This is a genomic window from Parenemella sanctibonifatiensis, assembly GCF_002250565.1.
GTDB classification, from domain to species: Bacteria; Actinomycetota; Actinomycetes; order Propionibacteriales; family Propionibacteriaceae; genus Parenemella; species Parenemella sanctibonifatiensis.
The window spans coordinates 594,931-615,871 of sequence record NZ_NMVJ01000006.1; the positions used below are offsets into that span (position 1 = coordinate 594,931).

The 20,941-nt window shown below is 67.4% G+C and carries 18 protein-coding genes; 8 read left to right on the plus strand and 10 right to left on the minus strand.

The window, feature by feature from the left end:
- Positions 1-31: 31 nt before the first annotated feature.
- Complete coding sequence (locus tag CGZ91_RS07325) at positions 32-610, plus strand: antitoxin (protein ID WP_094453814.1); 579 nt, start codon at positions 32-34, stop codon at positions 608-610.
- A gap of 82 nt (positions 611-692) precedes the next feature.
- On the opposite strand, the gene miaB is transcribed toward CGZ91_RS07325, so the two are convergent.
- Complete coding sequence (miaB, locus tag CGZ91_RS07330) at positions 693-2,228, minus strand: tRNA (N6-isopentenyl adenosine(37)-C2)-methylthiotransferase MiaB (RefSeq protein ID WP_094449742.1); 1,536 nt, start codon at positions 2,226-2,228, stop codon at positions 693-695.
- Positions 2,229-2,316: 88 nt separating this feature from the next.
- Between miaB and CGZ91_RS07335 the strand changes: the two genes are divergently transcribed.
- From CGZ91_RS07335 to CGZ91_RS07355, 5 genes are all read left to right on the plus strand, one after another.
- On the plus strand, positions 2,317-3,252 hold the full coding sequence (locus tag CGZ91_RS07335) for an aldose 1-epimerase family protein (protein WP_179229263.1): 936 nt from the start codon (positions 2,317-2,319) through the stop codon (positions 3,250-3,252).
- A 159-nt stretch (positions 3,253-3,411) separates the two neighbouring features.
- Positions 3,412-4,131: an amino acid ABC transporter ATP-binding protein gene (locus CGZ91_RS07340; protein WP_229116518.1), complete on the plus strand. Its 720-nt coding sequence runs from the start codon at positions 3,412-3,414 to the stop codon at positions 4,129-4,131.
- 30 nt (positions 4,132-4,161) lie between these two features.
- The gene (locus tag CGZ91_RS07345; protein ID WP_094453820.1) at positions 4,162-4,974 is read left to right on the plus strand and encodes a glutamate ABC transporter substrate-binding protein; all 813 of its coding nucleotides are present in this window, start codon (positions 4,162-4,164) and stop codon (positions 4,972-4,974) included.
- An 82-nt stretch (positions 4,975-5,056) separates the two neighbouring features.
- A complete protein-coding gene (locus tag CGZ91_RS07350; protein WP_094449738.1) occupies positions 5,057-5,737 on the plus strand; it encodes an amino acid ABC transporter permease in 681 nt (226 codons plus the stop codon).
- On the plus strand, positions 5,734-6,573 hold the full coding sequence (locus CGZ91_RS07355; RefSeq protein WP_094453822.1) for an amino acid ABC transporter permease: 840 nt from the start codon (positions 5,734-5,736) through the stop codon (positions 6,571-6,573). The genes CGZ91_RS07350 and CGZ91_RS07355 overlap by 4 nt, the downstream gene beginning before the upstream one ends.
- Positions 6,574-6,767: 194 nt before the next feature.
- Here CGZ91_RS07355 and rny read toward each other — a convergent pair whose 3' ends face one another.
- The 4 genes from rny to CGZ91_RS07375 all read right to left on the minus strand — a co-directional run bounded on the left by rny (position 6,768) and on the right by CGZ91_RS07375 (position 10,941).
- Entirely contained in the window at positions 6,768-8,687 is a 1,920-nt protein-coding gene (rny, locus tag CGZ91_RS07360; protein ID WP_229116483.1) for a ribonuclease Y, read from the minus strand.
- A 190-nt stretch (positions 8,688-8,877) separates the two neighbouring features.
- On the minus strand, positions 8,878-9,432 hold the full coding sequence (locus tag CGZ91_RS07365) for a regulatory protein RecX (protein ID WP_179229264.1): 555 nt from the start codon (positions 9,430-9,432) through the stop codon (positions 8,878-8,880).
- A 17-nt stretch (positions 9,433-9,449) separates the two neighbouring features.
- A complete protein-coding gene (gene recA / locus CGZ91_RS07370; RefSeq protein ID WP_094454152.1) occupies positions 9,450-10,529 on the minus strand; it encodes a recombinase RecA in 1,080 nt (359 codons plus the stop codon).
- A gap of 217 nt (positions 10,530-10,746) precedes the next feature.
- Positions 10,747-10,941, minus strand: a complete 195-nt coding sequence (locus CGZ91_RS07375; protein WP_094453826.1) for a DUF3046 domain-containing protein — start codon at positions 10,939-10,941, stop codon at positions 10,747-10,749.
- A gap of 96 nt (positions 10,942-11,037) precedes the next feature.
- Between CGZ91_RS07375 and CGZ91_RS07380 the strand changes: the two genes are divergently transcribed.
- Positions 11,038-15,537 carry a DEAD/DEAH box helicase gene (locus CGZ91_RS07380; RefSeq protein ID WP_094453828.1) on the plus strand — a complete coding sequence of 1,500 codons (4,500 nt, stop codon included), beginning with the start codon at positions 11,038-11,040 and terminating at the stop codon, positions 15,535-15,537.
- Between the two features lie 124 nt (positions 15,538-15,661).
- Here the strand turns inward: CGZ91_RS07380 and CGZ91_RS07385 are convergent, their stop codons facing one another.
- From CGZ91_RS07385 to rimO, 5 genes are all read right to left on the minus strand, one after another.
- Complete coding sequence (locus tag CGZ91_RS07385) at positions 15,662-16,960, minus strand: D-tagatose-bisphosphate aldolase, class II, non-catalytic subunit (RefSeq protein WP_094453830.1); 1,299 nt, start codon at positions 16,958-16,960, stop codon at positions 15,662-15,664.
- 36 nt (positions 16,961-16,996) lie between these two features.
- On the minus strand, positions 16,997-17,281 hold the full coding sequence (locus CGZ91_RS07390) for a helix-turn-helix domain-containing protein (RefSeq protein ID WP_094449731.1): 285 nt from the start codon (positions 17,279-17,281) through the stop codon (positions 16,997-16,999).
- A 12-nt stretch (positions 17,282-17,293) separates the two neighbouring features.
- The gene (locus CGZ91_RS07395; protein WP_094453832.1) at positions 17,294-17,836 is read right to left on the minus strand and encodes a CinA family protein; all 543 of its coding nucleotides are present in this window, start codon (positions 17,834-17,836) and stop codon (positions 17,294-17,296) included.
- Positions 17,833-18,435 (minus strand): CDP-diacylglycerol--glycerol-3-phosphate 3-phosphatidyltransferase, encoded by a 603-nt coding sequence (gene pgsA / locus CGZ91_RS07400; protein WP_267490236.1) that lies wholly within the window; start codon positions 18,433-18,435, stop codon positions 17,833-17,835. Before pgsA ends, CGZ91_RS07395 begins: the two co-directional genes overlap by 4 nt.
- A gap of 113 nt (positions 18,436-18,548) precedes the next feature.
- Entirely contained in the window at positions 18,549-20,021 is a 1,473-nt protein-coding gene (gene rimO, locus CGZ91_RS07405; RefSeq protein ID WP_094453834.1) for a 30S ribosomal protein S12 methylthiotransferase RimO, read from the minus strand.
- A gap of 68 nt (positions 20,022-20,089) precedes the next feature.
- Between rimO and CGZ91_RS07410 the strand changes: the two genes are divergently transcribed.
- Positions 20,090-20,938 carry a PaaX family transcriptional regulator C-terminal domain-containing protein gene (locus CGZ91_RS07410; RefSeq protein WP_094453836.1) on the plus strand — a complete coding sequence of 283 codons (849 nt, stop codon included), beginning with the start codon at positions 20,090-20,092 and terminating at the stop codon, positions 20,936-20,938.
- Positions 20,939-20,941: the final 3 nt, after the last annotated feature.

The following is a 20,941-nucleotide window of genomic DNA, read 5'->3' on the forward strand; positions in this document are numbered from 1 at the left end:
CATCCGGGAACACCACATCGGAAGGTTCATCATGGGCATTTTTGACAAGATGAAGGACGCGGCCTCGGGTCACAGCGAGCAGGTCAACCAGGCTGCTGACAAGCTCGGCGAGACGATCAACGAGCGCACTGACAACAAGTATGCGGACCAGGTTGGGCAGGGACAGGACTTCGTGCGCGACCAGCTCGGCACCGAGCAGCCGGGCCAGCCTCAGGACCAGGGCCAGCCCCAGGAACAGGGCGCACCTCAGCAGCAGGCCGCCCCGGAGCAGGGTGGCTTCGACCAGCAGCAGGAGCAGGCTCAGCAGCAGGCCGATCCGGCCCAGCAGCAGGGTGGCTTCGACCAGGACCAAGGCCAGCAGGAGCAGGGCTTCGGCCAGCAGCAGGAGCAGCAGCCCGGTTTCGGGCAGGAGCAGCAGGGCGGCTTCGGCGGCCAGCAGGAGCAGCAGGGCGGCTTCGGCGGCCAGCAGGAGCAGCAGCCTGGCTTCGGCCAGCAGCAGGAGCAGCAGCCTGGCTTCGGCCAGCAGCAGGAGCAGCAGCCTGGCTTCGGCCAGGAGCAGCAGGGCGGCTTCGGCGGCCAGGAGCAGCAGGGCGGCTTCGGCCAGCAGTGAGTTTGTCGGCGGCTCTTGGCCGTCGCTACTGAAAGGGATCCGTGCCTGGCACGGATCCCTTTCTTGTTCTCCGGGTTGAGCCTCAGCCGCAGGCTGGTGCGGGCGGCGCTGCGGGAGGCTGCCCGATGGTGGGCATGCCGAGTCCGACCGAAGGTGCAGCGGGCGCTTCCCGCCGCGCCTGCCAAGCGTCGCCGCCGCGGGTGCGCCGCACCGATGTCAGTCCGCCGTCGGCCATCAGGTGGTGGGGAGCCGCTGAGGTGATGACAGCGGTCCCGATGTCGCCCGGACGCGGCGGCTGCTCCCCCTCGGCGAGGCTGAGGTGGACCAGACGGTTGTCGCGTGCCCGACCGCTGATGCGGTTCCGTTCGGCGTCCTTGCGGCCTTCACCGTCGGCGATCAGCACCTCGACTTCCTGACCGATCAGCTGCCGGTTCTCCTGCCAGGCGATCTCGTTGACCAGCGCGACCAGCCGCTGGTAACGCTCGGTGACGACCTCCTTGGGGATCTGGTCCTCCATGGTGGCCGCCGGCGTACCGGGGCGGATCGAATACTGGAAGGTGAAGGCCGCGCTGAACCGTGCCTGCTCCACCACGTCCAGGGTCGCCTGGAAGTCTTCCTCGGTCTCACCGGGAAATCCGACGATGATGTCGGTGGTGATGGCGGCATGCGGCATCGCTTGGCGTACCCGATCCAGGATGCCCAGATAGCGCTCGCTGCGATAGGAACGCCGCATGGCGCGCAGCACCTGATCGGAACCGGACTGCAGCGGCATGTGCAGTTGTGGCATCACATTGGGGGTCTGCGCCATCGCCTCGATGACGTCGTCGGTGAAGTCCTTGGGGTGCGGAGAGGTGAAGCGAACACGCTCCAACCCCTCGATCTCGCCGCAGGAGCGCAGCAGCTTGGCGAACGCACCGCGGTCGCGGGCCCGATCAGGATTCCAGCCGGTCCCATAGGCGTTGACGTTCTGGCCCAGCAGTGTGATCTCCTGGACGCCCTCAGCCACCAGTGCACGGATCTCGGCGAGGATGTCATCGGGACTGCGGTCGGCCGCCTTGCCGCGCAGCGCCGGCACGATGCAGAAGGTGCATGTGTTGTTGCAGCCCACGCTGATCGAGACCCAGGCCGCGTACGCCGAATCGCGCCGGGTCGGCAGATCGGAAGGGAATGCCTCCAGTGCTTCCTTGATCTCGACCTGAGCAGCCTGCTCGATCCTGGCGCGCTCCAGGAGCACCGGCAGTGAGCCGACATTGTGGGTGCCGAAGACGACGTCGACCCACGGCGCCCGATCGACGATGACGTCACGGTCCTTCTGCGCCATGCACCCGCCGACGGCGATCTGCATGCCGGGCCGGGCATCCTTCACCGGACGAATGTGGCCCAGGTTGCCGTAGAGCCGATTGTCGGCGTTCTCACGCACCGCGCAGGTGTTGAAGACGACCAGATCCGCGTCGTCATCGGGGCTGGGGACGTAGCCCGCCTCCTCCAGCAGTCCACTGATCCGTTCGGAGTCGTGGACGTTCATCTGGCAGCCGTACGTCACCACGCGGTAACTGCGGGGCACGTCGCTGGACCCGGCGGCCGGGCCGGGTTGTGGGGAAATGACCGTGGAAGACATCGCCGACACGATACGCCTGATGGCCTCCGAACGCCGAAACCGCGCACCTGCCAGCGACCCCGCCTCGGCGGCCCCTAGGCTGACAGCCATGGCTTCCACCCCATCCGGATCTCCCGCCGTCGCGAGCCCCGACCCCCGCCCCACCGGCGCCCAGTACGCCATCAGTCACGGCGACCACGCAGCCGTGGTGACCGAACAGGGCGCGACACTGCGGGCGTACGCCGTCGCCGGGCGACCGATCATCAACGGGTTCGGCGAGGACCAGGTGCCGCAGGCCTACCAAGGCATGCAGTTGATGCCGTGGCCGAACCGAATCCGCGACGGCCGGTGGCAGCACGACGGCGCCACCCAACAGCTCGCCATCAGCGAGCCGGATCGGGCCACGGCGCTCCATGGGCTGGTGAACTGGCCGGACTGGACTCTGCTGGAGCACACCGCCGAAACGGTCAGCCAGCGACACGTCCTGCGGCCGCAGCAGGGCTGGCCAGGCACGTTGGTGTTGAGCGTGCGACACCGCGTCAACGATGAGGGCCTCCGCATCGAGGTCAGCGCCGAGAACATCGGCTCGGTCACCGTGCCGTTCGGGTACGCCGCACACCCCTACTTCGCCGTCGGTGACACCTCACTGGACCACTCCAGCCTCTCGCTGCCCGCGGATCAGTACCTGGTTGTCGACGCCGAACGACTGCTGCCGATCGAACTGGCACCCGTCACGGGCGATGTCGACCTGCGGGCCGGTGAGCCGCTCGGTGCACGCACCCTCGACACGGCCTACACCGGGCTCGCCACCCACGACGGGGTGTGGACCGCGAGGCTCGACACCCCGCAGGGTCGCACCGAGATCTGGGCCGGCGCGGGCTTCGACTGGAGTCAGGTCTACACCTCCGAGGATAGGCAGTGGTTGGCGATCGAACCGATGACCTGCGGACCCGACGGATTCAACGGTGGGCAGGTCGCTGCCGGTCTCATCACTCTGGAACCGGGGGCCCATTGGCAGGGAAGCTGGGGCATTCGGGGCTACTGAGTCGCGGCGGGGCTCACCTCGAATCTGACGCCTAATTGTTACGTTTTTGTGGCCACGCTGCGCCGCGCAACCCCTAGAGTCGCCGACATGAGCTCGGACCCCCTTCAGCCGGCACCGGTCGACAACGCGGATGCAGGCAGTCAGCAGCCGCTTGTCCACATGGAAGGCGTCAACAAGCATTTCGGTGACCTCCACGTGCTGCAGGACATCAACCTGAGCATCAGCCGCGGCGAAGTCGTCGTGGTGGTGGGCCCCTCCGGTTCGGGCAAGTCGACGCTGTGTCGCACCATCAACCGGCTCGAGACGATCGACAACGGCACCATCACCATCGACGGCAAGACACTGCCCGAAGAGGGCAAGGCACTGGCCAAGCTGCGCGCCGACGTCGGCATGGTCTTCCAGTCCTTCAACCTCTTCGCCCACAAGACGATCCTCGAGAACGTGACGGTGGGCCCGATCAAGGCCCGCGGCAAGTCCAAGAAGGATGCCGAGGCGCGCGCGATGGAGTTGCTGGAGCGGGTCGGGGTCGCGAACCAGGCCCAGAAGTATCCGGCCCAGTTGTCGGGTGGTCAGCAGCAGCGTGTCGCCATCGCCCGCGCGTTGGCGATGGATCCCAAGGTGATGCTCTTCGACGAGCCCACCTCGGCTCTCGACCCGGAGATGGTCAACGAGGTGCTCGACGTGATGGTCGACCTCGCGAAGCGTGGCATGACGATGATTGTGGTCACCCACGAGATGGGCTTTGCCCGGAAGGCCGCCAACCGGGTGGTCTTCATGGCTGATGGCCAGATCGTCGAGGAATCCGAGCCGGAAGCATTCTTCGACAACCCCCAAAGTGCTCGCGCCAAGGACTTCCTCGGCAAGATCCTCACCCACTGACCTCCCATTACCACCATCCAAGGAGAGATCATGAAGTTCGTACGCAAGATCATGGCTGCGGTAGCCGTCGCCGCGCTGGCCGTGTCACTGGCAGCCTGCAGTTCTGAGGACACCTTCAACATCGGCATCAAGTATGACCAGCCCGGTCTGGGCATGAAGGAAGGCGCCGACTACACCGGATTCGACGTCGCCGTCGCACGGTACGTCGCTCAGGGCCTGGGCTACAGCGAGGACCAGATCCGGTTCATTGAGTCCCCCTCGGCCAACCGCGAAAACATGATCGAAGCCGGTCAGGTCGACCTGATCTTCGCCACCTACTCGATCACCGACTCCCGCAAGGAGCGTGTCTCCTTCGCCGGTCCTTACCTGATCGCAGGTCAGGACCTGCTGGTCCGCACCGAGGACACCGACATCGTCGGACCGGAGTCGCTGAGCGCGGGCCGCAAGCTCTGCTCAGTCACCGGCTCCACCCCGGCCCAGCGCGTCAAGGACGAGTACGCCCAGGACGTCGAGCTTCAGGAGTACACCAGCTACTCCCAGTGCGTTGAGGCGCTGCTGTCGGGCAACGTTGACGCCGTGACCACCGATGACATCATCCTCGCTGGTTACGCCGCGCTGCCGCAGCACGAGGGCAAGCTCAAGGTCGTCGGCCAGCCGTTCTCCGAGGAGCGCTACGGCGTCGGCCTCAAGAAGGGTGACGTCGAGCTCTGCACCAAGGTCAACGAGCTGCTCCAGGCCATGATCGATGACGGCTCCTGGGAGAAGGCACTCCAGGACAACGTCGGCGCCTCGGGCTACCGCCCCAGCGAGGGCAATCCGCCCGAGCTGGACGCCTGCGCCTGAGTTTGTCGAAGCTGGCCGCCGGGCAGTGTCGCCCGGCGGTCCCGACCCCGCCCTTCGGGGCAGATCGTGAAGGAGACACCGCGTGCTGGACTATGTCATCGAGCAGCTGCCGCGCATCGGTAGCGCGCTGCTGGTGACGGTTGAGCTGACCGTGATCGGTTCTGTCGGAGCACTACTCCTGGGACTGATTCTGGCGATCATGCGGCTGTCACCCGTGGCCGTGTTGCGCCTGGCCTCAACTGCGTACACCGAACTCGTCCGCAACACGCCGCTCACCTTGGTGGTGTTCTTCTGCGCCTTCGGTTTGCTGGTCGGCGCCCAGTGGCGACTGTTGCCCAGCGACGCCCCGCTGACCTGGCACAACTTCTCCTGGGCCGTGGTCGCGATCATCCTTTACCACGCCACCTTCGTGGCCGAGGCGCTGCGCAGCGGCGTCAACACCGTCCCGGTCGGGCAGGCAGAAGCCGCCCGCGCGATCGGGCTGGACTTCTCCACCTCGTTGCGCGAGGTGATCCTGCCGCAGGCATTGCGGGGCGCCATCGCCCCGCTGGGCAACACCTTCATCGCGCTCACCAAGAACACCACCATCGCCGCCACCGTCGGTGTGGCGGAGCTCTCGCTGTGGATGCGTGAGGAGATCGAGAACGAGGCAGCGATGATCTTCATCATCTTCGCGATCGTCGCGGCAGCCTTCGTGCTGCTCACCTTACCCGCCGGTGCAGCCTTCACCCGGCTGTCGGAGAAGCTGGCGGTGAAGCGATGAGCGCCAGTGTTCTGTTTGACGCACCGGGACCCAAAGGGCGCCGCAACAACACCATCTACAGCGTTGTCGCCGTCGTGGTCCTGCTCGGTCTGGCCGCCCTGCTCGTGTGGAAGCTCGAGGACCAGTTCACTCCCGAGAAATGGACCTTCCTGCTGGATCCGATGAGCTGGGAGTTCTACTTCCTTCCCGGCATCATCGGCACCCTGCAGGCAGCTGGCATCGCCGTGATCTGCGCCGGCGTCCTGGGCATCGTGTTGGGTTTGGGACGACTCGCCGACAACGTCGTGCTGCGCAAGGTCTCCGGTGTCGTCGTGGAGTTCTTCCGGGCCGTACCGGTGCTGGTCATGATGTTCTTCGCGTACGCCGTGCTGGCCCGGTTCTCCCCGCTCAGCGGCACCGCGCTGACGCTGACAGCGGTGGTGGTCGGCCTGACCCTGTACAACTCCGCAGTGATCGCCGAGTTGATCCGTTCCGGTGTCGGCAGCCTGCCGAAGGGACAGCACGAGGCAGGTCTGGCGATCGGCCTGACCCCCAGCCAGACCCGCAACATCGTGTTGGTGCCGCAGGCCATCACGGCGATGCTGCCCTCCTTGGTGGCGCAGTTGGTGGTGGTCCTGAAGGACACCGCGCTGGGCCAGTGGATCGCCTATCCCGAGTTGCTGCGCGCCGCCAACCAGCTCGGTTCCGGCGGCAACAGCATCCCGGTGCTGTTCGTGGCGGCGGTGCTGTTCATCGTCATCAACGTGGCGATCTCGGCGCTGGCTCGCAAGTTGGAACAGCGGATGCGTCGTCAGATGAACGTGAAGGCGGTCGAGACCGCCGACGTAGAGGCCTGAGCCGCCATCCCAGCGCCATGGCCCAACCCCGACGCCCCGAGGGCATCGCTCCTCGGGGCGTTGCTCTTGGGACGGCTCGCTCTGGGGACGGCTCGCTCTGGGGGGCTCCAGAGGCTGGTCTCTTGCGGTTCCCCGATGCCTCGGCGCGCTGTGGGTGACGAGGGAGCGGCGGGATCACCGGTTGAGCGGACCGCTCAGCGGGCCAGCTCGGTGGCGCGCGACTCCCGCACCACCGTGATCTTGATCTGCCCGGGGTAGGTCAGTTCCTCCTGGACCTGGCGGGCGATCTCGCGCGCCAGCACCTGTGCCTGGGCGTCGTCGACCTGGTCGGGATGCACCATCACGCGCAGCTCTCGGCCGGCCTGCATCGCGAAGACCCGGTCGACGCCCTCGCGGGATCCGGCGATCTGTTCCAACTGCTCCAGCCGCTTCACGTACGCCTCCAGCGACTCGCGCCGGGCGCCCGGGCGGGCACCGCTGATGGCATCGGCAGCCTGCACCAGCACCGCCTCGACGGTCTGCGGCTCGACCTCGTTGTGGTGGGCCTCAATGGCGTGAACGATGTCCTCGTGCTCGCCATAGCGGCGGGCCAGATCAGCACCGACGATGGCGTGCGGCCCCTCCACCTCGTGGGTGAGCGCCTTGCCGATGTCGTGCAGAAATGCCGCGCGCGTACAGCTGACCGGATCCAGGTGGAGTTCGGCTGCCATCAGGCCGGCGAGGTGAGCAGACTCGACGAGGTGCTTGAGAACGTTCTGCCCATAGGAGGTGCGATAGCGCAGCGAGCCCAGGATCGGCATCAGGTCCGGGTGCAGGTCGGTGATGCCGACCTCGTGGCAGGCGTCCTCAGCCGCCCGCAGGATCCGCTCGTTGATCTGCTCCGTGGCCCGCTCGTACGCCTCTTCAATCCGGGAGGGGTGGATACGGCCATCGGCGACCAGGTCAGCCATCGCAATCCGGGCAGTCTCGCGGCGTACCGGGTCGAAACAGGACAACTGGACGCTCTCGGGAGTGTCGTCGATGAGGACGTTGACGCCGGTGACCTGCTCGAAGGTGCGGATGTTGCGCCCTTCACGGCCGATGATGCGACCCTTCATGTCATCACTGGGAAGGTCAACGGTCGCGACGACCGACTCCGAGGTCTGGTCGGCGGCCATCCGCTGGATCGCGCCGACGATGATCTCCTGGGCGCGCCGCTGAGCGTTGCGCTCAGCTTCCTTCTCAATGGTGCGTTGGATCGTGGTGGCATCCAGCCGTGCCTCGTGTTCGGCGGCGGCGAGCACTTCGGCCCGGGCTTCCTCGGCAGTCAGGCCTGCGATCCGCTCTGCCTCGGCGGCCAGGTCGGCCTCGGCCCGGTTGAGCTCTGCGGCACGGTTGATGAGGTCATAGCGGATCTGTTCGACCACTGCGGATCGGGTCTCGACACCCTTGGTCTCACCGTCGAGCTTGAGCTCACGTTCGTTGAGGCGTGACTCACGCCGCTCCTGAGAGGACCGTTGCTCACGCAGTTCGGCGCGTTCCTCCTGGAGTTCACGTCGCATCTGTGCGACATCAGCTTCGGCTGCCTCCAACACGGCTGCGGCCCGCTCCTGAGCCGCCACCGACGCGGCGGCCTCCGCCGGATCAACCTGGGCAGAGGCAGTGCTCCGGTCGTCGGTCGTCGCTGCTGCGGCTTCCTCCGTCGTTGCCGGAGCGCCCTCAGCACCGAGAGCGGGCGTGGCCCGACCGGCGGGGACCGGCCCGGACTGGGCTGAGGTCGGTGCGTGGTGCGCCGCGCCGGCGGGAGCAGAGCGGTCGGCTCGAACCCGATCGCCCTGATCCTGACTGGGCCGATCCTGACTGGGCCGATCCTGACTGGGCCGATCCTGACTGGGCTGGTCCGGGCCGGGCTGGTCTGGGCCGGGCTCGTCCTGGCCAGGACGGTGCTCGCTCCCCTTGGCCTGCAGCGCCTGCTGGGCGGCCAGTTCGGCACTGGCGGCGTTCTTGTCAACACTCTTGGCGGCCCAACTGCGCACCAAGCCAGCCACCAAGATGAAGCCGATCGCGATGATGGTGGGCACCACGAGGACGCCGAGGAGGCCGAGCAGCCAGCCCCACCACGGAATGTCCCACACGTCGCCTCCTCGATTGCCTGCGGTCCCACCTTAGTGGGGCGCGGCGACCACCGCTGGCCGACGCCACTGACGACTCGGCCGAAACCGCGGCCACTCCTCTGACACGGGTCACCGTTGTCATCCCGGGCACCAGCCCGCACCAATCAGCCGCGTTCACCAAGAGCAGGTGAGTTCGCCACCAGCGGCGACTTCACCAATCAGGACCGGTCCCATCGAGCTCGTCATCCGATTCCATGACCTCGGCCACGGCCCGCCACACGATCGAGCTTGAGTAGCCGCGTCGGGCCAACAAGCCGGCCACCCGGGTCCGAAGCTTCTCGGCTGGGACATCGCCGGCCCGCTGGACCCGGCTGCGAGCCAGGTCCAGCGCCGCGGCGTACTCGGCATCGTCGTCGACCTCGTCAACCGCCTCCTTGGCGACCTCCGGATCGACGCCCTTGTTGCGCAACTCCTGCATCAGCATCCGCCTGGAGCGATGCTTGCGGCGCTGCCGGGACGCCACCCACGCCTGCGAAAAGGCCTCGTCATCGACCAGCGACACCTCTTCGAAGCGGTCCAGCAACTCGGCCGCGACGTCCTCGGGAATGTCCTTCTTCCGAAGCGCCTTCGCAAGTTCGGCGCGGCTGCGAGACTGGGCGGTGAGCTGCACCAACAGGATGTTTCGTCCCCGTTCGAGTGCCTCGTCGCGGGACTCAGGCTGCTCGTGGTCCGATTTCCCCGTCCGCCTTGCCTTGCCCTGGGTCACGCCCTCACCTGCCTGCCTCAGAAGGACACCTCACCGGTGACCGGATCGACCTCTTCCTCAGCGACGGCGTGTTCCCCGACGCCGAGTGCGGAGAGGATCTTGGCTTCGATCTCTGCTGCCAGCTCCGGGTTGGTCTTGAGCGTGTTGCGGGCGTTCTCCTTGCCCTGGCCCAGCTGCTCGGCCTCGTAGGTGAACCAGGCACCGGCCTTGCGGATGATGCCAGACTCCACACCCATGTCGATCAGGCTGCCCTCGCGGCTGATGCCCTGTCCGTACAAGATGTCGAACTCGGCCTGCTTGAACGGCGGCGCAACCTTGTTCTTCACAACCTTGATCCGGGTCCGGTTGCCGACCATCTCGTATGCCGTCTTCAGCGTCTCAATGCGGCGTACGTCGAGCCGGACCGAGGAGTAGAACTTCAGAGCACGGCCACCGGTGGTGGTCTCCGGCGAACCGAACATCACGCCAATCTTTTCGCGTAGCTGGTTGATGAAGATCGCGGTGGTGTTGGAGGTCTTCAGGGCGCCGGTCATCTTGCGCAACGCCTGGCTCATCAGTCGGGCCTGGAGACCGACGTGACTGTCGCCCATCTCGCCCTCGATCTCAGCGCGCGGGGTCAGTGCGGCCACCGAGTCGATGACGACCATGGTCAGCGCACCGGAACGGACGAGCATGTCGGCGATCTCGAGTGCCTGCTCACCGTTGTCGGGCTGGCTGACCAGCAAGTCATCGGTGTTGACGCCCAGCTTCTGGGCATAGTCGGGATCGAGCGCATGCTCGGCATCGATGAAGGCGCAGATGCCACCCTCGCGCTGCGCATTGGCGATGGCATGCAGCGCAACGGTGGTCTTACCGCTGGACTCCGGTCCGTAGACCTCCACAACCCGGCCCCGCGGCAGCCCGCCGATGCCCAGCGCGATGTCCAACGCGATCGACCCGGTCGGGATCACCGCGATCGGCTGGCGTGTGTCCTCGCCGAGCCGCATGATCGATCCCTTGCCGTGAGCCTTCTCGATCTGCGCCAGCGCTGCGTCGAGCGCCTTCTCGCGGTCCGACTTGCCCTTGCTCTCTGCTCGGTCAACCTTGGCCTGTGCCATCGCGTCCTCCTTGTTGTGTCGTGCCCGGACGCCGTTGCGCCAGCGGATGGTGGTCACCCTAGGAAAGGGGTCCGACAAAATGTCGGGACAGCCCTTGGCCTGTGGATGGTGCTTCGACTCAGTTCGTGACAGTGGACAACTTACCGAACATGTGTTCGAACGCCAACGCTTTCCTGGCGTGTCTCGGATCTGTTCGTCAGCTTGTCGGCGGTGCTGGTCAGCGCTCGCTGGGAGCAAGTTCCAGGGCCGCCCACACAGCGCGCCAGACGATCTTGCACGGCACGCCTGCAGCAATCGCCTCGTCGACAGTCCGGCCGCCCAGGTCGGCGAGCACGTACTGGCCAGACCACACGGTTGCGTAGGCACCGCCCAGGTGCCGCGCCAGCCGCGCTCGCAGCTCCGTCTCGCGCATCTCGCTCCCCCTCGATCGGCCCCGGTCGCACCGCCAGCGCCCACGAGACGTCGGGTCCGGTCGAAAACTGTCTGACAGTGCGGGCACCATGGTCGCATGCCGCGCAAGGACTCCCCCACCCGTGACCAACGGACCGACGACCCGTTGACCGGTTTCAGTGCGCCGGTGCAGTCCTGGTTCCGTTCCTCCTTCCCGGCACCGACTGCGGTCCAGAGTGAGGCGTGGCGCCAGATCCAGGCTGGCGCCCACAGTCTGGTCATCGCACCGACAGGTTCGGGCAAGACCCTCGCGGCATTCCTGGTCGCCATCGACCGACTGCTCCGCCGCGACCTCGAGCCGAGGCAGCGCCCCGGCGTACGGGTCCTCTACATCTCCCCGTTGAAGGCGCTCGGGGTGGACGTGGAACGCAACCTGCGAGCGCCACTGCGCGGCATCGAGATCGCCGCTGCCCAGCAGGATCCCCACACCACGCTGCCACCGGTGCGGATCGGAGTCCGCAGTGGCGACACCCCGGCCAATGAACGGCGGCGGCTGCTCACCCATCCGCCCGACATCCTCATCACCACCCCGGAGTCGCTGCTGCTGATGTTGTGTTCCCAGGTCGGCGACACCCTGCAGGAGGTGGACACCGTCATCATCGATGAGGTGCACGCCGTGGCCGGCACCAAACGGGGTGCACACCTGGCTGCCAGCCTGGAACTGTTGGCGGCACGCTGCACCACCGATCCGCAGCGGATCGGCCTCTCGGCCACGGTGCAGCCGCCCGAACGGGTCGCGGCCCACCTGGCCGGTGATCGTGACGTCAGCATCGTCGCGCCGGCCAGCCCCAAGCAGTGGCAACTGAGCTGTCAGGCTGTGGTCGCCGACTTCGATGATCCCGGCGCGACACCACTGGCCGATGCCGGCCCGGACGAGGTGCCCGACTCCGCGTGGCCGCACCTGGAACGCCGGGTCCGAGAGCTGGTCCAAGGGCATCGCTCGACGCTGGTCTTCGTCAACTCCCGTCGAATCGCCGAGCGCGTCACCCAACACCTCAACGATTTGGCCGCCCCTGACCCGGACGACACATCAGGAAGCCCACAGGACTCCAGTCACGAGACGGCCTTTGCCCGTGCCCACCACGGGTCGATGTCCAAACAGGTGAGACTGGAGGTGGAGTCAGCCCTGAAGGCAGGGACGCTGCGTTGTGTCGTGGCCACCTCCTCGCTCGAGTTGGGCATCGACATGGGCGCAGTGGACCAGGTGATCCAGATCGGCTCGCCGCCCTCGGTCGCCAGCGGGCTGCAGCGGGTCGGTCGGGCCGGCCACCATGTCGGTGCGGTCTCGCGGGGCGTCCTGCTCCCCTTGCACGCCGGCGACGTGTTGGAAAGCCTGGTCGTCACCCAACGGATGCGGACGGGCCAGATCGAGACGATGCCAGCCCTGCGCAACCCGCTGGACGTGCTGGCCCAGCTGGTGGTGGCTGCTTGCGTACGCCAGCCGCAGGACCCCTCGACACTGCTGGCACTGCTGCGACGCAGTGATCCTTTTCGGGAGTTGTCCGAGGCGGTGTTCGGCTCGGTTGTCGACATGCTGTGTGGCCGTTACCCCAGCGAGGATTTCGCCGAGTTGCGGCCCCGACTGCTGCGCGATCCACTGACCAGGACGCTGCGAGCAGCACCAGGAGCCCAGCGGCTGGTGACCACCTCCGGCGGCACCATTCCTGACCGAGGCCTGTTCGGGGTCTTCCTGGTGGCAGGCGACGATGGGCCGCGCCGGGTTGGCGAACTCGACGAGGAGATGATTTACGAGTCCCGGGTGGGTGACGTCATCACCTTGGGCACCAGCAGTTGGCGGATCGAGGAGATCACCGCCCAGCAGGTGCTGGTGTCGCCCGCCCCCGGCGCCATCGGTCGACTCCCCTTCTGGAAGGGCGACGCGGTGTCCCGACCAGTGGAGTTGGGGCAGGCGTTGGGCGCCGCCGTACGCCGCTGGGCCACCGTGGACGATGCCGCTCTCGCGGACGAGCTGCCCCAGGCCGATGCCTGGGCACGCGAGAACCTCAGCCACCACCTTGCCCGGCAACGAGAAGCCACCGGTGTTCTGCCCCATGACCGTCAGATCGTGGTGGAACGCTTCCGCGACGAGCTCGGTGACTGGCGACTGTGTGTCCACAGCCAGCTCGGCAATGCTGTGCTGGCGCCCTGGGCCCTGCTCATCGAAGCCAACGCAGCCCAGCGCTGGGGCTTCGACGTGAAGGCCACCGCCAGCAATGACGGAATCGTGCTGCGGGTGCCCGACAGCACCGACGCACCACCCGGGGCGGAACTGCTCTGGTACGACCAGGATCGGATCGCCGATGACGTCGCCCATGCGGTGGCCGGATCCGCCCTGTTCGCCGCGCGATTCCGGGAATGTGCCCAACGTGCGCTGTTGTTGCCGCGCCGGGACCCCGGCCGTCGTTCGCCGCTGTGGCAGCAGCGGATGCGGGCTGCGCAGCTGTTGGAAGTCGCAGCCGACCATCCCGACTTCCCGATCGTGTTGGAGACAGTGCGGGAATGCCTCCACGACGTCTTCGACCTACCGGCCCTGCAGCAACTGCACCGCGACATGGCGGCTCGCCGGATCCAGATCCATGAGGTCCTCACCGAGCAGCCCTCACCGATGGCGCGCAGCCTGCTCTTCGGTTATGTCGCCGAGTTCCTCTACGACGGTGACCAGCCGTTGGCTGAGCGGCGCACCGCGGCGCTCAGTCTGGATCCGGGGCTGCTGGCCGACCTGTTGGGCACCGGTCAGGCCGGTGACCTGCTCGACCCGGATGCGATCGCCGAGATCGAAGCCGAGCTGCAGTGCCTGAGCCCGCAGCGTCGGGCCACCTCGCCGGCGAGCCTCGCCGATCTGGTCCGACGGTTGGGCCCGCTGGCCCGTGCAGACGTACTGGCTCGGACCGACACCTCCGGGGCAGACACTGACGGGGCCGACCCCGATCTGGCCCTCCAGTGGCTCGAGGAACTGCTGACCGAGCGACGGCTGGTGCAACTGGGCGACCAGTTCGTCGTCGCCGAGGACCTCGGGCTGGTCCGCGACGCCCTCGGGCTGCCGGTGCCGCCGGGCTATGGCAGCCCGGCACCCGTCGCGGACGCGGCGATCCGGCTGGTGCAGCGGTACGCCCGCCACCACGGACCTTTCACCTTCGAAGCGTTGGCACAGCACCTGCCACTGCCACCGGCCGAACTGCGCCAGATCGTCGACCGGCTCGCCGGCCGGGGCAGCGACAGTGAATGGGTGATGGGGCAGTTCACCGTCGACGGGCCACCGGCGTACTGCGACCGCAAGGTGCTGGCGATGATCCAGCGCCGGGCGCTGGCCCGGTTGCGCCAGCAGGTCGAACCGGTCGAGGGATCCCATCTGGCGCGCTTCCTGACCGAGTGGCAGGAGATCACACCGCGCGGACCCGCCACCGAGCCGGCTGAGGAGTTCGGACCGGACCGGTTGTACGCCGTCATCAGCCAGCTGGCCGGTGCCCCACTGGCCCTGAGCGACCTCGAGAGCGAAATCCTGCCGGCCCGGTTGCCCGACTATCAGCCCGGCTGGCTGGACCAATTGCTGGCCGAAGGGGCGGTGGTCTGGAACGGGGTGCAGGGGGTTGGCAGCTCCGATGGCGTCGTGCAACTGTGGCCCGCTGACAGTGCTCATCCACCCACCCCGCAGGAGGTCACCGATCCGGTCGCGGCCGAGTTGGTGGACCGGCTGGGTGGTGGCGGCTCGTGGCTGTTGACCGAGCTGGGGCTGGAGGGCGGCGGCGACCAGCTCCGCACCGGGCTGTGGCAGGCGGTGTGGGCAGGCCAGGTGCGCAGCGACACCTTCGCACCGCTGCGGGAACTGTTGGGGCAACGCCCCAGCACCCGCCGTCCCAGCGCCACCCGCACCCGCCGGGCCCGCCGGCCCTCAATGCGGGTCCCGATCCGACCCGTCGGCCCCGCCGTGCCCGGCGGGAGGTGGTCCCGGGTCCCGCCCACCGATGAATCCACCAGTCCGGCAGCCCGATTGGCCTACCAGCTGGAACGCCACGGCATCCTCACCCGGGGCTCCACCGAGGCCGAGATCGGGCCCAACTTCGGCGAGGTCTATCGGGCGTTGAGCGACTTGGAGCTGGCCGGAGTGTGCCGCCGCGGCTACTTCGTGACCGGGCTGGGGGCGGCCCAGTTCGCGTTGCCGGAGGTCGTGGACCGGCTCCGATCCGCCGCCCCGACCGGGACCGTGATCCTGGCCGCCAGCGACCCGGCCAACCCGTGGGGTGCGGCGCTGGCGTGGCCCGAGGCACAAGGCGGACATCGCCCCTCGCGCCGGGCCGGCTCACTTGTGGTGCAGGTCGAGGGACGGTGCGTGGCGTACATGGAATCAGGACGTCGCAGTCTGGTGACGTTCGACGCTGAACTGCCGCCCAGTGAGGCGTTGACCGCTCTCGGAGCACACCTACGGAGCCATCGTGGGCCCCGCCGCCCCACCTTGGAACGGGTCGACGGCCTCGGCGTCCTGACCGAACCGGCCTGGTCCAAGGCCCTGACCGATGCCGGCTGGGCGATGACGCCGAGTGGGTTCCGGCCACCTCTGTGACGGAACCGCTGTGCCAGACCTGCGGCCTCTCAGCGCCGGTGACAACAAAAAACTGCTGACACCAAACGCTCCCCAGTGACGGCCCGGCACATGGCTGGGCCGCCACCGGGGCGGTGGGCCTGAGTCAGCGACCGGCGGATCGACAGGCCGCCGAGTAGAGCCGCAGCACGTCGCGGACCCGGTCCATCGCAATGGCTCGGGCGTCGTTGGGAACCTCCCCCAGCTGGACGCGGGTGAACTGCGCCGGCAGAAACTGGCTCAGCAGCGGCAGCGGGATCTCGCGACCAGCCAAGTTGGCGAACAGCTTCTCCTCGGCGGCATGGACCTGCTCGTCAGGCCAGTAGTACCGCAGCCGGTCGGAGAACGAGTAGCGCCGTTTGATGCGCTGCTCCTCGGCATCTCCCTCGTAGTAGGACTGCCACTGCTCCGGCTTGGCCACCATGACCTCCTCGACCACCTCCGGCAGTCGGGACAGGTCGGCATCCGCACCGAGCAGCTCAGCCTCGATGCTGGCCAGCGCAAACAGCGCCTCGCGCAGCGCGAACGTCAGCCACGGACCGACCTTGAGGACCGCCCAGTGGTCGGTGACCAATTGCGCCAACAGGTCCGCGGTCTGGTAGTCGGTCGAATGGCACTCGAAGACCAGGTTGGGTTCATCGTCGAGGACCTCACGCAGTTCCTTGGTGCGCGACGGGTCATAGAGAAACACGTTCTCGTGGTCGAACTCGACACCGGGCTGCACCACCACAGCGGTGATCCTGGGCCACACATCGGACAGGCCGACCTTCTCGAACGCATCCTTGTGGGCCTGCAGGGTGTGCCGACAGGCATCGGCGCTGGTCGGCTCCAGCGTGTCAATCGTTTCGTGGGCGCCGCCGGGCACGGGCACCTCGGTGCCGATGACATAGCGCTGTCGCCCTTCCAGACCGGCCTCGCGAGCGGTTCGTTCAGCCACAGCGAGCAGTCGGGCCGCCCGTTCGGCGACGATCTCGTCGGTGAGCGGGGTGGGGTCGCCGGCGCAGGGGTAGGAGCAATCCAGGTGGATCTTCTCAAAGCCGGCCGCAACGTAGGACTCGATCAGCACCTCAGCCTTGGCCATCGCTTCCTCGGCCGGAGAGTTCTTCCAGCGGTTGGTGCCCAGGTGATCACCACCCAACAGCACCCGTTCAGCGGGCAGCCCGCACCGTTCGGCGATCGCGAGGACACGGTCGCGGAAATCGGCCGGCTTCATGCCCGTGTAGCCGCCGTATTGGTCGACCTGATTGGAGGTCGCCTCGATGAGCACGGTGGAGCCGTCGGCCACCGCGTGCAGGATCGATGCTTCGATCACGAGATCGTGCGCCGAGCACACCGAAGTGATGCCGGCAGAATTGCGTTGCTTCTGGAGCTGAACGACGTCGTCAAGGACCTTGGTGCCTACCATGGCCGCACCCTAGCCGAGACTGGCCCGATGTCGGGCTCAGGCAGCCTGTGCGGGACGCCGCAACTCGACCACGTTGTCGGCGGCACGACTCTCGGCCTCGGCCAATCGAAGGCTCACCAGACCGAAGACTTCTGACAGCGGAAGGTCCAGTGCGGTCGCGATCGCCGCCAACAGTTCACTGGAGGCTTCCTTGTGGCCACGCTCGACCTCGGACAGGTAGCCCAAGCTGATCCGGGCGGCGGCGGAGACCTCGCGCAGGGTCCGCCCCTGGCTCTGGCGCTCGTGCCGCAGCGCATCACCGATGATTTCACGCGTGAGCATGGTCCACCTCCGTCATGTCTCCTCCAGCCTATCGCCTACTTCAGCGCAGCCGCGTGACCAATTATTCCCGGCCAGTCCGACAACCCGGCTGGGCAACGTCTCGACCAAGAGGCTCAGGGCAGCGTCGACGCTCTGCTGGCGGATCGACGCCCGGTCACCCGCGAACTGATGGCAGCGGCTGCGCAATCGGTCGGGTCCGGCAACCGCCACCCAGACCGTTCCGACCGCCGCCTCCGGGACCGCGTCGGGCCCCGCGACGCCGGTGGTCGAGACCCCCCAGTCAGCGCCGCACACCTGGCGTACGCCGACAGCCATCGCCTCGGCGGTGGATTGCGAGACAGGGCCTGGCGTCAGTTGTTCATCACTGAGGCCCAGCAGGCTCTGCTTGAGGTCGGTCGCGTACGCCACTACCCCACCGCGCATCACCTTCGAGGCGCCCGGAACTGCGGTCAGGGCGGCCGCGACCAGCCCACCGGTGAGGGATTCCGCCGTTGCCAGGGTTGCGGCTGCCGCACCCAGCGCAGCAATCGCGGTGGCGGCGCGATCGGTTCTCACGCGAAGCCGCCGGCCTGACGTTCGTGATAGGACCGCCGCAGCTTGGCTGCTTCGCGGACGTAGTCCAGACCGGTCAGGACGGTCAGCAGGAGCGCGATCGCCATGACCACCCAGGCCACCGGGCGCAGCAGGTCCGGGAGTGGCATCAGCGCCAGGATGATGGCTGCGGTCTGGAAGACCGTCTTGAGTTTGCCGCCCCGGTTGGCGGCCATCACGCCCCACTTGATGATGGCGAACCGCATCACGGTGATGCCCCATTCGCGCACCAGGATGACGATCGTCACCCACCACCACAGTTCACCGATGATGGACAGACCGACGAAGGCCATGCCGGTCATCGCCTTGTCAGCGATCGGATCCGCGAGCTTGCCGAAGTCGGTGACGATGTTGTAGCGGCGAGCGATCTTGCCGTCCGCCAGATCGGTCAACATGGCGAGCACGAAGACGCCGGTGGTGGCCCAGCGCCACACCGGATCATCGGGATGGGACAGCAGCATCCAAGCGAACAGCGGCACCATCAGCAGCCGCAGCACGGTCAAGGCATTGGGGACATTCCACGGCGACACCTGCGATGTCCCACTGCTGGCGTCATTGCTCACGGCCCACCCCTGTTGTTACTGATGCTGGTCTGGTGCTGGTGTCTTGCTGAACTGCTGATCGTGCCGGTTCGGGTACGCAGACCGGCCACCGCCGGCCCGCTCCCAGCAGCAACCTACGCGGGCGGCCGGGTGCCGACAAGATCGACACCCTCGCTGTCGATGCATTCGACCTGGACCAGGTCACCGACTGCCACTGCGGTCAGCGGTTCGCCCTCGCTGTCGACCAGTCGTACCTGGCCGTCGACCTCCGGGCCCTGGTGCGGGGCACGCCCCCACACCTCGCCGGTGTCGAGGTCGATCTCCTCGACCAACACCGGCCACCGCTCCCCCACCCGTTCCTCGGCCCGCTGGTCGGTGAGTTCGCTGACCAGCTGGGTGATCCGGTCCACCCGTTCGGCGATCACGTCGGCGGACACCTTGTCGGTCATGGTCGCGGCTTCGGTGCCGTCCTCGTCGGAGTAGCCGAAGACGCCCACCACATCCAGGCTGACGTCGGCCAGAAAATCGGCCAGCACGTCGACGTCGTCCTCGGTCTCGCCGGGAAATCCGACGATGACATTGCTGCGGATGCCGGCCTGGGGCGCATGGGCGCGGACCGCGCCGACCAGCTCGGCGAAGGAGGCCGGGTCGCCGTAGCGGCGCATCCGCTTGAGGACGCCCGGCGCGGCGTGCTGGAAGGACAGGTCGAAGTAGGGCACCACCTTGGGGACGCTGGTCATCGCGTTGATCAGCGAGGGCCGAATCTCGGCAGGCTGGAGGTAGGAGACCCGGATCCACTCCAGTCCCTCGACCTCGGACAGATCCTCCAGCACCTGCTCCATCAGCCGCAGATCGCCGAGGTCCTTGCCATAGGAGGTGGAGTTCTCCGACACCAGGAACACTTCGCGTACACCCTGACTCACGAGCCATTGGGCCTCGGACACGATCTCGGCCGGCGGCCGGGACAGATACGCGCCGCGGAAGGCCGGGATCGCACAGAAGGTGCAGCGGCGGTCACAGCCAGAGGCCATCTTCAGCGGTGCCATCGGGCCGGTGCCGAGCCGCTGACGTACCGGACGAGGGCCGGAGGCGGGCGCCAGGCCGTTGGGCAGGTCAGGTCCGGCATCGGCGTGATGGGCGTGCCCCGGGATGGTCACCGCGCCGGCCGCGGCCGGACGTGCCTTGGGGGCAATCGGCAGCAGCTTGCGGCGGTCCTGGGGTTGGTGGGAAGGCAGTGACTCGCCGGACAGGATCCGTTGCAGGTCCTCAGCGATGGTGGCGTACCGGTCGAATCCGAGCACCGCATCGGCCTCGGGCAGCGCACCGGCCAACTCGCTGCCGTAGCGCTCGGCCATGCAGCCCACCGCCACCACGGCTTGGGCCTTGCCGCTCTGTTTCAGGTCCGCAGCCGCCAGCAAGGTATCGACCGAATCCTGCTTGGCGCTCTCAACGAAACCACAGGTGTTGACCATGACCGCGTCCGCTTCCTCGGGCTCGGCGACCAGTTGGTAGCCGCCCGCCGCCAGCCGCCCGGCTAGTTCCTCACTGTCCACGTCATTGCGGGAACAGCCGAGGCTGATGAGGTGGACGCGGGTCTGCTGGCTCATGGTGCGCCATTCTCCCACGGCGCCCCGATGAGTTCGAGTTGTACGCAATCGCTCGTTAGACTGCCCACGTGGCTGAGGCGGTTTTCACATCGGCGTACGCGCGGGTTCCGTTTCTGTTCGGTTGCGCCACCGCGACCGCCTTGCCGGGTCCGCTGTTGCTCGGCTGGATGGACCAACTCGGCGTCAACCGGCAGAGTGCCAAGTCACAGCTGCATCGCATGGTCGAGCAGGGACATCTCACGGTGGAGCGTCATGGGCGGGTCGGCCAGTATCGGCTGCACGGCGCCATGGAGACCAGCTTCCGACAGATCCGCGACGGCGAGCAAGCCGAGGACGCCTGGGACGGCCTGCTGCACCAGATCACCTATGACGTCGCCGAGGTCCACCGTCCGGTCCGGGAGCGGTTGCGCCACCGCGCTTTCGCTCACCTCTACGGCATGGTCCGCCCGGGCGTTCTGGTCAGCCCGGTGGACAAGTCCGCAGCGCTGACCGATCTGATGGACGAGGTCGCCGAGGTCGGCCTGATCGTGACCGGCTGGGTGAGGTATTCGCTCGAGGACGCCCGTCAGGTGGCGGCCGCGGCCTGGGACCTGGCGTCCTTCGCGAAGGATTACCTGTCACTCGCTGCCGCCGCCGAGGCGATCATCCAGTCCTCGACGACCGGCGTCGCCATCCTCAACGAGATCTACGACCTGACCCTGCGTCGAGTCCGACTGCATCGCTTCGATCCCCAACTGCCCACCGAGCTGCTGCCGACCGACTGGCCGGCAGCCGCGGCACTCGCGGCGTACGAGCGCGCTGCTGTGGCCACCGGACCGCGACTGGGTGAACACATCGCCATCGGACTGAGCGGCACCCGTTATCGCAGCCTGGTGGAGCTGGAGCCGGACAGTCCGTACGCCGTCCTGATCGGCTGAGCG

Coding starts and splice junctions, on each gene's coding strand:
- CGZ91_RS07325 (WP_094453814.1), top strand. CDS start 32: ATGGGCATTTTTGACAAGATGAAGGACGCGGCCTCGGGTCACAGCGAG.
- miaB (WP_094449742.1), bottom strand. CDS start 2,228: ATGTCTTCCACGGTCATTTCCCCACAACCCGGCCCGGCCGCCGGGTCC.
- CGZ91_RS07335 (WP_179229263.1), top strand. CDS start 2,317: ATGGCTTCCACCCCATCCGGATCTCCCGCCGTCGCGAGCCCCGACCCC.
- CGZ91_RS07340 (WP_229116518.1), top strand. CDS start 3,412: ATGGAAGGCGTCAACAAGCATTTCGGTGACCTCCACGTGCTGCAGGAC.
- CGZ91_RS07345 (WP_094453820.1), top strand. CDS start 4,162: ATGAAGTTCGTACGCAAGATCATGGCTGCGGTAGCCGTCGCCGCGCTG.
- CGZ91_RS07355 (WP_094453822.1), top strand. CDS start 5,734: ATGAGCGCCAGTGTTCTGTTTGACGCACCGGGACCCAAAGGGCGCCGC.
- recA (WP_094454152.1), bottom strand. CDS start 10,529: ATGGCACAGGCCAAGGTTGACCGAGCAGAGAGCAAGGGCAAGTCGGAC.
- CGZ91_RS07375 (WP_094453826.1), bottom strand. CDS start 10,941: ATGCGCGAGACGGAGCTGCGAGCGCGGCTGGCGCGGCACCTGGGCGGT.
- CGZ91_RS07380 (WP_094453828.1), top strand. CDS start 11,038: ATGCCGCGCAAGGACTCCCCCACCCGTGACCAACGGACCGACGACCCG.
- CGZ91_RS07385 (WP_094453830.1), bottom strand. CDS start 16,960: ATGGTAGGCACCAAGGTCCTTGACGACGTCGTTCAGCTCCAGAAGCAA.
- CGZ91_RS07390 (WP_094449731.1), bottom strand. CDS start 17,281: ATGCTCACGCGTGAAATCATCGGTGATGCGCTGCGGCACGAGCGCCAG.
- rimO (WP_094453834.1), bottom strand. CDS start 20,021: ATGAGCCAGCAGACCCGCGTCCACCTCATCAGCCTCGGCTGTTCCCGC.